The organism is Amycolatopsis sp. NPDC114504, assembly GCF_055633595.1.
On record NZ_JBVKDU010000003.1, the window covers coordinates 553414 to 565805 of the forward strand.

A 12392-nucleotide genomic window follows, 5' to 3' on the forward strand; every position below is an offset into this window, starting at 1 on the left:
CCGGGTTTCGTCGTGCCCCGCCGATAAACTGGACCAGGGGACGCCCCCCAGGGGAAGGGCGGGGCGTCTCCGCCGCCGCCCGGTGCTCGGTGCTCGGTGCTCGGTGCTCGGTGCTCGGAGAACAGCGCCGACCTCGCCTGACCTCCTCCTCGGACGGGGCCAAGCCCCCGGGCTCACTCCTCACCCGGCAACGCCCGCTCCAGCCGCAGCCGCTCCCGTGGATCGTCTAACCGCGCCCCGAACAACTCACCCAGCTCCGGCTCACTCCTCGCCCGGCAACGCCCGCTCCGCCAGCAACGCCAGCTCCAACCGCAACCGCTCCCCCGGATCATCCAACCGCGCCCCGAACAACTCACCCAGCTCCCGCTCACTCCTCACCCGGCAACGCCCGCTCCGCCAGCAACGCCAGCTCCAACCGCAACCGCTCCCCCGGATCATCCAGCCGCGCCCCGAACAACTCACCCAGCTCCCGCTCACTCCTCACCCGGCAACGCCCGCTCCGCCAGCAACGCCAGCTCCAGCCGCAGCCGCTCCCCCGGATCATCCAACCGCGCCCCGAACAGCTCGCCCAGCTTCCGCAACCGGGCCCGGATCGTCTGCGGGTGCAAGTCCAGCAGCCTCCCCAGCTCGGGCGCGCTCCCGCGGGTCTGGACCAGCGCCAGCAACGTCTCCGCCAGCTGCTCCCGGCGCCTTCCGGACAGCTCCGACAGCGGCGCCAGCGTCGTCGATGCCAGCTGGGTCACCAGGAACTCGTCCGCCAGCAGCAACAGCGTCGTCAGGTGGTCGCGGCACCACACCACCGGGCCCGGTGCGTCCAGCAGCCCGCGCGCCGCCAGGTCCAGTGCGCGGCGGGCCACCCGGAACGACTCCGGGGCCGCTGCCGGCGGGACCAGGGGACCGACCGCCGCCAGCCAGCCGGCCGGCAACGACGCCAGCCCCGCCAGGTCCGTGTCCGGGGCCGGGGTCAGTGCGGACGGCGGGGTGCCCGACGGGTCGGCCGGGACGTGCTCGGGCAGCAGCCCGGGCGGGAACTCCGGGGCGCCCGGCAGCGCGCGGAACGCCACCGCCGCCAAACTTGACGGCACCGGCAGCCCGGACGCCGCGACCAGACCGTCCACTTCGGCCGGTGTGCGGCCGCCGATCAGGGCGTGCAGCAGCCGGCGGTGCCGCTCGCCGGTGCCGGACATCGCCGCTTCCGCCGCGCTGTAACCCTCGGCGACCGCCGCCATCGACGTCTCGACGTCGGCGAACATCCCCTCGGCCGCGCCGTACAGGACGTCGCCGGACAGGCCGGCATCCCGGGCGACGTCGGCGATCCACCGCCACGTCACCCGGCTCGACACGCGCACCGCCGCCTGCACCGACTCGCGGCTCAGACCACTGTGGAACGCCTCGCGCCCGTGCCCGCGGAACTCGGCCAGCCGGTCGGCCTGCCACAGCGCGGGCGTGCCGACGCGGTCGATGTCCCGCTCGATCCCGCGCCGCGCCTGCTCGATCGCGGCCGTCCGGGTTGGACCGTGGCCGAAAGCAACGGAATAATCCGGAATCTCGGCGGCGATCCCGTCGACGCAGGCCTGGGCGATCTCCGGGATCCGCGGGCGCACCGCGTCGCCGAGCGCGTGGGGCAGCCGGGCCCACACGGAGCCGTCCGAGGCAGCCGAACCACGCATGCGGAATTCAGTCCTTCACTGGGGAATTGGCGCCCGGAATTGACCCCCACCATCCGACACGGAGCGTAGAACGCCCACCCGTCCGTGTCAAAAGGACGTCATCGCGTCACCCTTTCCGGCCATAGCTCGTTGATTTTTCAGTGACACAACGGTCGGATACGCTCGGCTCCGCCCGGACGAACTCGAAGGGGGATTCGTGGTCGAGTACCGCAGCTTCCGCCTGCTGGCCTCGCTGCCGCGCGCACTCGGCGCGGGCCTGCGCCCGCACGTCGGGCACGCCGCGGCCTCGATGATCCAGGAGGTCCGGCGCACGGTCCCCGCCTACGGCCTGCCGCTCAAGGGCGTGTTCGGGAAAGTCCTGGTCAAGAGCGTCGAGTACGCCGTGCAGCACTGCGTCGACTCGATGGGCGAGCCGAGCCTGTCCCACGAACACTGGGTCGAGTTCTACCGCCGCCGCGGCCGGATCGAGTTCACCGAAGGCCGCAACCTCGACGCCCTGCAGGACAGCGCCACCATCGGGGCCCGGGTCGCCTGGCGGGCGATGCACCCCGGCGTCGTCAACGCGGGGGTCGACCCGGCGGTCATCTCCGTCGCCGCGGAGGCCATCTTCGCCTACGTCGACGAGCTGTGCGCCACCGCGATCGAGGGCTACCAGCAGGCGCAGGCCGAGGCCGAGGGCGCCGTCCCGGTCCGGCGGAGACGGCTCCTGGAGCTGATCGTCCAAGGTCCCGAAGGCGCCGCGAGCAGCATCGCCGGGCTCGCCGGCGGCGCGGGCTGGCCGCTGCCGGAGACCGCCGCGATGGTCGCCCTCGAACGCGGCCCCGACGCCGCCGACTTCCCCGCCGACCTGCTCGGCGACGGCGTCCTGGCCGACCTCGACGGTCCCGGGCCGCACCTGCTCACCCGGGATCCCGACGCCGACCTGGCGCCCCTGGAGGCCAAGCTCGACGGCTGGCGGCTCGCGGTGTCCCCGACCGTGCCGCTGGCCGACGCCCCGGCCGCGCTGCGCACCGCACGCCGAGCCCTGCTGCTGTCCGGCCCGGACATCCCCGGCCCGATCATCTGGTGCCGCGACCACCTCGCCACGCTCTGGCTGCTCGCGGAGGACTTCCTGGCCGCCGAGCTGGCCCGCCAGAGCCTCGACCCCTTCGCCTCGCTCAGCGAGAAGCAGCGTGACCGGCTCAGCGAGACGCTGCTGGCCTGGCTGGAGACGCGCGGCGGGGCGCCGGAGATCGCGCAGCGCCTCGGCGTCCACCCGCAGACCGTGCGCAACCGGCTGCGGCAGCTCGAGGAGCTGTTCGGCGACCGTCTCAAGGACGCCGACGACCGCCTCGGCATGCAGCTCGCGCTGCGTGCCCAGCGGCTCATGCGCGCCCACCGGCCGGAGGGTGAGCGGGAGCGCTGAGGGCGCGGTCGAGCACGCGCACCGGCATCGGCAGCACGCGCCGCCACGGACGGCGGCCCAGCCGCGGCCGGCGCTCCCGATCGGGACAGGAAAAACTCGCGCGGCAGGACATCACGGCGTCCGGTGCGTCATTGCGGCCATACCTTCGAGGAATACGCGGATACCGGCGGAATGTCGATCCGCGAAACAGGTGGAACCGGGGAAAAGCGCACCCGTGATCGCCTTTTCGACCCCGTTCTTGTCATGCCCGCCCGCATTCGGCCGACAGTGGTGTTCGACACATCGGGCGCGAGTAGTCGGATGCCCTATTTTCGGGTTCCCGAGAAAGGCCGCCGATGACACTCGAAACGTACACGCTCACCCTCCACGGCCGCCGGATCCGGCTGCACGAGCACCTGCCCCCGGACGATGCGGGTGACGAAGCGATCGTGCTGCTGCACGGGATCGCGGGCAGCGCCGAGACCTGGGCACCGGTGCTGGCGCGGTGCGCCACGCTCGGCCGCCGCGTGCTGGCGCTCGATCTGCCCGGCCACGGCGGATCCGAGGCACCGCGCGCGGACTACGGACTCGGCGCGATGGCGAGCACCGTGCGAGACGTGCTGGCGGTGTCGGGTGTGCGGCACGCGACCGTCGTCGGCCACTCGCTCGGCGGCGGCGTCGCGATGCAGTTCGCCTACCAGTTCCCGGAAATGTGCGACCGGCTGGTGCTGGTCGGCAGCGCCGGGCTGGGCCCGGAGGTGAGCCCGGTGCTGCGGGCCACGGCGTTACCGGGCGCGCCCGTCGTGCTGGCGCTGACCGTGAACCGGGTGACGCTCGCGATCGCGCGGGCCGCCGCCCGAGTGGGACGCCGGCTCGGCGGGTCGTTGAAAATCGAAACACGGGAGCTGGCCAGGCATTTCGGCTCGCTGGCCGACCCCGCGCGGCGGCGGGCGTTCCTCTTCATCGCGCGCAGCCTCATCGACCTGCGCGGGCAGCGCGCGAGCGCCGTCGACAAGCTCTACCTGGCCGAAGCCGTGCCGACGCTGCTGGTCTGGGGCGCGAAGGACCCGCTCATCCCCGTCGCGCACGGCCGCCGGACGGCCGGGCTGCTGCCGAACGGCCGATTGACCGTGCGGGAAAACGCGAAACACTTTCCACATGTGTCCGATCCGGACGGGTTCTGCCTGCTGCTGAACGAGTTCGTCCGAGAGACCGAACCGGCGCGGCTGACCCTCGACGACGTCGTCGCCCGGCTCACGACCGCCGCGGGCCCGAAAACACCCGCCTGAAAAGTTGTCATCCGCGCACCATCCGCCCCCAGCGGAAGTGTCACCTCGCATCGCGCCGTTCCACCCGTTCGGGTGTAGTCCGGACGGGTTACCCCGAAGTCAGCGGAGAACCCGTTGACAGTGCCGTTCGCGCGAAATTATGTTGCCTGAGCCACAAAATCCGGACCGGCTTCGACGACGAAGAGGCCAGTTTTGTTGCCAGCAAGGATAAAACACATGACCGACGTGGACACCGGGTTCGCCGCCCCCGCACTGCGGACGGGCCGGCCCAACCCCGGCGAGCGCTCTTCCGGACCGGCGTACCGGCAGCAGTCCGTGTCGGCCGACCGGATCAGGACCACCTACCCTCCTACCCAGCGGACCTCGGGGGAACCCCGGCCGGCACGCGCTTCCGGCGCCATCGGGCTGTGGGCGTCCCTGCCCCGCGAGCTGGCGATCCGCTTCAAGCCGCGGGTCGACCCGCTGGCCCGCGCCATCCTGCAGGAGGTCCAGCGGGCGGTGCCCGAGTACCGCCAGCCGCTCGAAGGCGCGTTCGGGCACATCATCACGCAGGGTGTCCGGCAGTCGATCATCCAGTGCCTCGACAGTGTCGGCACCCCCGGTGCCGTGCCGCTCGAGACGTGGACGACCGTGTTCCGCAACCTCGGCAAGATCGAGTTCAACGAGGGCCGCAGCCTCGACTGCCTGCAGACGGCCTACCGGGTCGGCGGGCGCGTCGCGTGGCGGCACATCTCGGAGTTCGGGCAGGCCAACGGCGTCGCCGCGGACACGCTCTGCACCAGCGCCGAGGCCATCTTCGCCTACGTCGACGAGATTTCCGCGCTCTCGATCGAGGGCTACACGGCGGCGCAGACCCGGGCCGCCGGCACCCGCGCGCGCCGCCGGAGACGGCTGCTCGAACTGCTGCTCGCCGACCCGCCGTCGGCGCCGCAGACGATCAGCGCGCAGGCCGCGACCGCGCAGTGGGCGCTGCCCGCCGAGGTCACGGTCATCGCCCTCGAACCCCGCGCCGACCAGCACAGCCTCGCCGCGCCGGACCTGCACACCGACGTCCTCGTCGACCTCGAGGGCGGCGAGCCCTGCCTGGTCACCGGCGACCCGGAGAAGCACCTGAAGAACCTCGCCGAGCGGCTGCAGGGCTGGCGCGCGGTGATCGGCCCGACCGTGCGGCTCACCGACGCGCCGCGGTCGCTGCTGTGGGCGCGCCGGACGTTGAAGCTCGTCCAGCGCGGGGTGCTGCCGGACGCGCCGGTCACGCACTGCACCGACCACCTCTCCACGTTGTGGCTGCTCGCCGACGAGTTCCTGGTCCGCGAGCTGTGCACGCGCAGCCTGGAGCCGTTCCGCGACCTCACGCCGAAGCAGCGGGCGCGGCTCGGCGAGACGCTGCTGATCTGGCTGCAGTCCCGCGGCAGCGCGCCCGAGATCGCGAAGAAGCTCAAGGTGCACCCGCAGACCGTGCGGTACCGCATGCACCAGCTCATCGACCTGTTCGGCGACCGGCTCAACAACGCCGACGACCGGCTCGACATGGAGATCGCGCTGCGGGCGGAGGCCCTGCTCGGCTCCTGAACCGCTTCAAGGGCGAGGTGGGTTTTCCGTGACGGGACCGTCGGGCGAAACGACGTTCGGGCCGATGCTGAGCGGCGACGGGCGGCCGGGACAGCTGTGGGCCATGCTCCCGCGGGAGCTGGCCGGGGTGTTCCGGCCGCGGATGCTCGACGTCGCCGACGAGGTGCTGCGCGAGATCCAGCGGACCATCCCGGACTACGCGCGGCCGCTCGACGGCGCCTTCGGCAAGGCGCTGCGGGCGGGCGTGCAGGCGGCGATCCTGCAGTTCATCGACCGGATCGCCACGTCCGGACCGGTTCCGGACTCGCGCCGGAAGGTGTTCGTCGGGCTCGGGGTGCACGAGCTCGCGCAGGGCCGCAACCTCGACGTCCTGCAGGCGGCCTACCGCGTCGGCGCGCGCGTCACCTGGCGGCGGATGGCCGAAGTGGGGACGCGCGCGGGCGTGCCGTCGGCGACGCTGTGCGTGCTGGCCGAGGCGATCTTCGCCTACATCGACGAGCTGTCGGCGTTGTCGATCGAAGGGCACGCGGCGGCGCAGGCCCGGGCGGCGGGCGCGCTCGAACGCCGTCGCCGCCGGCTGCTGGACCTGCTGCTGGCGGACCTGCCGGCGCCGTCGCGGACGGTCCAGGAAGCGGCGACGGCGGCGGACTGGCCGTTGCCGCACCGGCTGGTCGCGGTCGCGCTGGACGGGCCGGTGGACATCACCGGCCTGGACGCGCTGGAGGACTTCGAGGACGGGACGCCGCGGCTGCTGCTCCCGGCGCCCGCGGACCGTTCTTCGCTGGTCACGGCGCTGGCGGGGCACCGGGCCGCGGTCGGCCCGCCGGTACCCCCGCGTCAGGCGGGACGTTCGCTGGCGACGGCGCAGGAGGCACTGCGGCTGGTCCCCGCGGTCCTGCCGGACGAGCCGCTGACCTGGTGCGAGGACCACCTGGCGACGCTGTGGTTGCGCAAGGAGCCGTTCCTCGCGACGGAGGTGTCCCGCCGCCGGCTGGCGCCGCTGACGGCGTTGACCCCGAAGCAGTACAGCCGCCTGGCGGGGACGCTGCTGGCGTGGCTGGAGACGTGCGGCAACGTCCGCGAGGTGGCCGACCGCCTCGCGATCCACCCCCAGACGGTCCGCGCCCGCGCCCAGGAGCTGGAGACGTTGTTCGCGGACCACCTGCGAGACCCGGACGACCGTTTCGAGATGATCCTCGCCCTCCGCGCCACCCTGACCTGACCGTGTCGACCCGCCAATCACGAGTGATGCCCCTCCAATCACGCGTGATGCCTCCCCAATCACGTCCGATGCCTCTTGCCGCCCGGCCGTCCTGTGCGGAAACGGGACTCTCGTGTGATCAGAGGGGCATCACGTGTGACTGGGAGGGCATCACTCGTGATTGGAGGGTCGACACGGGTCGGGGGACGGGATCTTGGGTTCCGGGCGACCTGGGCCGGAGCGGGTCGGGGGTCGGGTCACGTACTCGGTGAGGTCGTCCAGGCTCGCGCCTCGCAGCAGGAGCGGGACCGGGAGGGTCACGCCGAACTCGCTCTCGGCCGCCGTCCGTGTCCGCATCGCCGTCAGGGAGTCCAGGCCCAGCTCGACCAGCGGCACGTCCGGAGGCACCGCGCCGCCGAGCAGTCCGGCGACGATCGCCGCGAGCCGCTCGGACGCGGTCGGCGGCACGGGAACGGCGGCCAGCACCGTCGAGAAGAACGGCCGCCGGACGAGATCGGGGAACCGTCCGGCGACGCGATCCGCGTCGAGCCGGGCGATCCCGACCGACGGCCGGTCCGACGCGAGCACCGCGGGCAGGGCGTCGAGGCACTCGGCCACCGGCAGCGGGTCCAGCACGGGGTCCGCGCCCCAGTTCACCGTCATCGCGGGCAGTCCCCGCGACCGGCGCCAGGCGGCGAACGCGTCCAGCCACGCGTCCGCGGTCGCGACGGCCGTCCGATCAGGCGCGCCGGACAACGCCGCCGACGACGAGTACGTCAGCCACCACTCCGGCGGAGTGTCCGCGGTCGCTTCGTGCAGCCGTCGCGCGCCGAGCACCTTGGGCCGCCACACGGCCGGGACGTCGTCGCCGGGAACGCCCGCCGCGTGCACGATTCCCCGCAACGGCAGCCCGCCCGCGGTGGCCGCGGCGACGAGCCGTTCCGCGACGCCGGGCGCCGCGATGTCCCCGGCGACGGACACGACGTCCACTCCGGACAGTCCGATGCCGTAACCTGAAGATCCACAAAGGACGATCCGCGTCGCGCCGTTTTCGGCCAGCCAGCGCGCGGTGGCCGGCCCCAACGTGCCGAAGCCACCGGTGACCACGTACGCGCCGGGCCCGGTCGAGACGCCGTCGACGAGCGGCACGCGGGTCAGCCGCGCCGCGTACCGGACGTCGTGGCGCCAGCACACCTCGTCATCAGGCGCGTCCGAGCGCAGCTCACGCGCGAGAACGTCCACATCGGACCGCGTGTCGCAGTCCACAATGGTCGCTCGCAATTCCGGCCGCTCGAACGCGAGCACCCGCACCAACCCGCGCAGGAACTCCACCCCCGGCTCGCCCCTCGACTGCGTGACCAGGTGGAACCGGACGCCGGGACCGACGCGGGTGAGCACCGAGCGCACGGTACGCAGCAGGTACTGGGAGTCGTCGGGGTCGCGGTAGGCGTGCGGCGTCCCGGTGAGGAAGACGACGCCGCGCACCGGCCGTTCGGCCAGGAAGGCAGGCAGCTCGTCGAGGTCGTCCTGCGGCAGGGAAAGCGCTTCGTCCCCGGCCGCGGCCAGCGCCAGGGCGAGCGTGACGGCCCGGCCGAGCGCGGCCGGGTGCTCGTCGGTGAGCAGCAGCCACGAACCCGGTCCCGACGGTGGGACCGGCGGCAACGGCGTCCGCGGCCAGGTGATCCCGAACGCGCGGGCGGCGAGCGGGACACCGCCGGAGGCCTGGACGCGGACGTCGCCGAAGTCGGCGACGACCTCGCCGTCCGCGGTGACGAGCTGCACCGCGCCGGCGCCGTCGGTCAGGCACCGCACGCCCAGGTCCGCGTCGCCGAGCAGCCGGACTCGGCCGAACCCGCTCGCCACGGCACCTTCGGGCAATGCCACGGCGAGGACACCGGCCAGAAGCGGTTGCCTTGGCAGGCAAGCCCGTTCGTCCACATCGGACATGGGCGGCGGGGCGGGTTCGGTGTCGGCCGAGACCCACGCCGTCGCGTACCGCACCCAGGACGCACCGGCCTTCGCCCGCACCACGGCGGTGCCGTCGGCCCGGATCTCCGTGCTGAGCACCGTTTCCCCGGTCACCGCGAGCGTCCGGTGCACCTCCAGACCGTCGACCCGGACACGTCCGGTGCCGAACAGCTCGCGGGCGCCGGCCAGGAACAGCTCCAGGAACCCGGTCGCCGGGAACACCGCGACGTCGTGCACGCGGTGCTCGTTCAGCCACGCGGGCTCCTCCGGCCCGATCGTCGCCTGCCACAGGTGCCGGCCCTCGTCCGGCACCTCGACGCGGACGCCGAGCAGCGGATGGCCGGACGGCCGCCGCGGCGGCCGGAACGTCCGGTGTTCCCACGGGGGCGGGGGCAGGTCGAGCACGGGCGCCTCCGGGTAGCGCCGGTCGAGCACCGCCGAGTGCCCGGCGACGTGGAGCTCGGCCAGCGAGCGCGCGAAAGCGTTTTCTTCGCTGTCGCGCCGGCTGAGGGTGGGCAGCGTCCGGACGCCGGGCGCCGTCTGTTCGACCGCGGGCAGGGCGATCGGGTGCGGCGAGATCTCGACGAACCACCGGTGCCCGTCGCCCGCCGCGGCGGCGACCGCCTGGGTGAACCGGACCGGACGCCGCAGGTTCGCCGTCCAGTAGTCCGCGTCGAAGGCCGGCACCGCGCGCGGATCGTCGAGCACGCTCGAGTAGTACGCCGTCATCGGCGGCCGCGGCCGCAGGTCCCCGAGCCCGGCGCGGAACCGGTCCAGGATCGGGTCAGCGGCGGCCGAGTTCGCGGTTCCCGCCAGCCGGCGCGCCAGCAGGCCGAGTCCGTCCACATGGGACACCAGTGCGGCGATGTCGTCATCGCCGCCGGTGACCGTGCACTGCGCCGGCGACGCGTGGTCGACGACCGTGACGCCCGGGAACCCCAGTGCGAGCACCTCGTCGGCGGACAGCTCGACGACGGCCATCGCGCCGGCCGGCAGTTCCGCGAGGAGGTTCGCCCGGCTGACGACGATGTCAAGCCCGGCGCCGGGGTCGAGCGCACCCGCGACGACGGCCGCCGCGATCTCGCCCGCCGCGTGCCCGACCACGGCGGCGGGCTCGACGCCGTGCGCCCGCCACCACTCCGCCAGGGCGACCTGCAGGCCGTACACCAGCGGCGGCACCACGGCGGGGTCGCCGAGCGGCCGGCGCAGCGCACCCCGCAGCGAGAACCCCGCCTTGGCCAGGAACAACGGCTCGAGCGCGGCCACCGCGGCCCGGAACTCCGGCTCGGCGCCCAGCATCCGCCGTCCCATCGCCGGCCACTGCGAGCCGGCCCCGGAGAACACGAAGACCGGGCGCGGCCACTCACGCCCGGCCGGGTCCCGCACGAGGTCCGCGGTGGCCCCGCCGCCGACCAGCCCGGCACCCGACGTGACAGCGGCAGCCCGCACGACATCCGCCGTCGTCCCGCCGCCAGCCAGCCCGGCACCCGACGACGTGACAGCAGCACCCCGCACGACATCCGCCGTGCTCCCGCCGCCGGCGTCCGCGGTGGTCCCGCCGCCGACCAGCCCGGCACCCGACGACGTGACGACGGCACCCCGCACGAGGTCCGCGGTGGTCCCGTCGCCAGCCAGCCCGGCACCCGACGACGTGACAGCGCCACCCCGCACGACGTCCATCGTGCTCCCACCGGCGGCGACCGCCCGCAGCCCCGCGGCCAGCGCAGCACGGGACGACGTGACGACGGCGGCCCGCAGCGGCAGCTGCTCCCGGCGCCGGGCAAGCGTCGCGGCCAGGTCCCCAGGCGCGGTCCCCCGGCCAGGCCCGGCGAGCCACTCGGCCAGTTCGCCGGCCCGGCGGCGCAGGGCCGGCTCGGACCGCGCCGACACCGTGAACACCTGCGGCCGGCCGTTCCACCGCGAACCCGGCGCGGCGGGCTCCAGGGGCTTCGGCCATTCCTCGAGCACGACGTGCGCGCCCGTGCCTCCGGCACCGAACGCCGAGACGCCGGCGCGGGCCGTGCCGGCGTACCGCGGCCAGCCGGCGGCCTTGTCCACCAGCGGGAGCCGGTCGTGCCAGAGCGCCAGCACCACCTTGATCAGCCCGAGAATCCCGGACGCCGCATCGAAGTCGCCGAAGTCCGCCGCGCCGGCCCGCAGTGGCTGCCGCGGGTCGCGGTTCCGGCCGAGCACGACGTCGAGGGCCTGCGCCTCACCCGGGTCGCCCCGCGTCTCGACGTAGTCCACAGTGGACGGATCGGATCCGGCGACGGCGTGCGCGTCGGCCAGTATCCGCTCCTGCGCGGCCGGGCCGGCGGACCAGCCGGTCGCGCTGCCGCGGATCACCGCCAGCACGCGGTCGCCGTCGCGGCGGGCGTCCGCGAGCCGCTTCAGCACCACCACCCCGCAGCCCTCGCCGCCGACGGTGTCCGGCCGCGCGAACAGCACGTGCACCCCGGCGGCCAGCGCCAGGTCCGCCTCCCCCGCGGCCAGCGCGCGCACCGCGTGGTGGACGGCGACCAGTGCCGCCGAGCCCGCCGTGTCCACCACCAGGCTGGGCCCGCGCAGGTCGAACCGGTCCGACACGCGGTTCGCGATCATCGACGCGCCTTCGTGGCGTCCGGCGTCGGTGAACAGCGCGAAGTCCGCCGCCGAAGCCCCGGCGAACACGCCGGTCCGGGTGCCGCGCAGGGTGCCCGGCGCGATGCCGGCGTGTTCGAGCGCGGCCCACGTCGTCTCCAGGAGGATGCGCTGACGCGGGTCCATCGCCCTCGCCTCGGCCGCGTCGATCCCGAAGAACGCGGCGTCGAACCCGTCGACGTCGGCGAGAAGCGCGTCCGGCCACGGATGGCGCCCGGTCAGCAGCGCGCGCCACAGCCGGTCCGGCGACTCGACGCCGCCAGGCAGCCGGCACCCGACGCCGAGCACGGCGACGGGCTCACCGGCCCGGGGGCGGGGGTCCGATCCGGCCAGAGCCGCGGCCAGCGCGGCGATCGACGGGTACCGCCCGAGCAGGCCGGGGTCGGGGTCGCGGCCGAGCAGCTCCCTGAGCTCGGCCGCGACGGTCACCGCGTCCCGCGACGACAGGCCCAGCTCGACCAGCGGAACGCAGGCGTCGACCGACTCCGGCGCGAGACCGGCGAGCGCGGCGACCCGCTCGGCGAGCCACCGGCGCAGCTCGCCGGGGTCGGTCATCGCGGGCCGTCCACGTCTTCGACGATATCGACTGCGGTCGTGAGCATGAATTCCTCGCGCATTTCTCGCGGTGGATCGTTGATTCACCGTATTTCCCCCGTTGAATCCCTGTC

General features: G+C 74.0%; 6 protein-coding genes. 4 read left to right on the forward strand and 2 right to left on the reverse strand.

Annotated features, from left to right (window positions below; genetic code table 11):
* Positions 1-473: 473 nt before the first annotated feature.
* Positions 474-1670 (reverse strand): PucR-like N-terminal domain-containing protein, encoded by a 1197-nt coding sequence (locus ACZ7PG_RS23965; protein WP_470241318.1) that lies wholly within the window; start codon positions 1668-1670, stop codon positions 474-476.
* A 196-nt stretch (positions 1671-1866) separates the two neighbouring features.
* On the opposite strand from ACZ7PG_RS23965, the gene ACZ7PG_RS23970 reads away from it, so the two are divergent.
* From ACZ7PG_RS23970 to ACZ7PG_RS23985, 4 genes are all read left to right on the forward strand, one after another.
* Positions 1867-3075 (forward strand): PucR family transcriptional regulator, encoded by a 1209-nt coding sequence (locus tag ACZ7PG_RS23970; protein ID WP_470241319.1) that lies wholly within the window; start codon positions 1867-1869, stop codon positions 3073-3075.
* A gap of 335 nt (positions 3076-3410) precedes the next feature.
* A complete protein-coding gene (locus ACZ7PG_RS23975) occupies positions 3411-4343 on the forward strand; it encodes an alpha/beta fold hydrolase (protein ID WP_470241320.1) in 933 nt (310 codons plus the stop codon).
* Between the two features lie 216 nt (positions 4344-4559).
* Positions 4560-5915, forward strand: a complete 1356-nt coding sequence (locus tag ACZ7PG_RS23980) for a PucR-like N-terminal domain-containing protein (protein WP_470241321.1) — start codon at positions 4560-4562, stop codon at positions 5913-5915.
* Positions 5916-5943: 28 nt separating this feature from the next.
* Positions 5944-7137, forward strand: a complete 1194-nt coding sequence (locus ACZ7PG_RS23985) for a PucR family transcriptional regulator (protein WP_470241322.1) — start codon at positions 5944-5946, stop codon at positions 7135-7137.
* A 150-nt stretch (positions 7138-7287) separates the two neighbouring features.
* Here ACZ7PG_RS23985 and ACZ7PG_RS23990 read toward each other — a convergent pair whose 3' ends face one another.
* Positions 7288-12279 carry an acyltransferase domain-containing protein gene (locus tag ACZ7PG_RS23990; RefSeq protein WP_470241323.1) on the reverse strand — a complete coding sequence of 1664 codons (4992 nt, stop codon included), beginning with the start codon at positions 12277-12279 and terminating at the stop codon, positions 7288-7290.
* Positions 12280-12392: the final 113 nt, after the last annotated feature.